Origin of the sequence: Collinsella sp. LCP19S3_B11 (genome assembly GCF_052121915.1) — a bacterium.
Classification (GTDB): Bacteria; Actinomycetota; Coriobacteriia; order Coriobacteriales; family Coriobacteriaceae; genus Collinsella.
The window spans coordinates 1-325 of the sequence record NZ_JBQKDI010000070.1 but is presented as its reverse complement, the minus strand read 5'-3'; the positions used below and the strand labels follow the sequence as shown (position 1 = coordinate 325).

Genomic DNA, 325 nt, shown 5'->3' with positions numbered 1-325 from the left:
CATGCCCTCCTTCCAGTCGAACTGCAGCTGCCTGCCCGGGGGCGTCTCGAACCGCGGGTGCGGCTCGCGGCCGCCCGCGCCCCCGAAGGGCACGTCGCGGGCCCGGCACCACGCGGTGAAGGCGCCGTACCCGGGCAGCCCCTCCCCGCGGCCCTCGCGCAGGAACGCGTAGACGGCCATCTTGGTCATCCCGGGCAGCTGGGCCTTCGCGCGGATCACCTCCTCGAGCGGGTCGAAGGCGCTGCCCCTCGCGGACCTCCCGTCGGCGGCGGACTCGCCCTCCCGCCAGTACTTGGCGACCGTGTGCCGGTCCATGCCGTGCCTC

General features: G+C 75.4%; 1 pseudogene. It reads right to left on the bottom strand.

Features of this window, described 5'->3' with window-relative positions:
- Nucleotides 1–315: pseudogene (locus tag ACTQV4_RS10420) on the bottom strand (IS21 family transposase); the annotation flags it as partial.
- Nucleotides 316–325 lie beyond the last annotated feature (10 nt).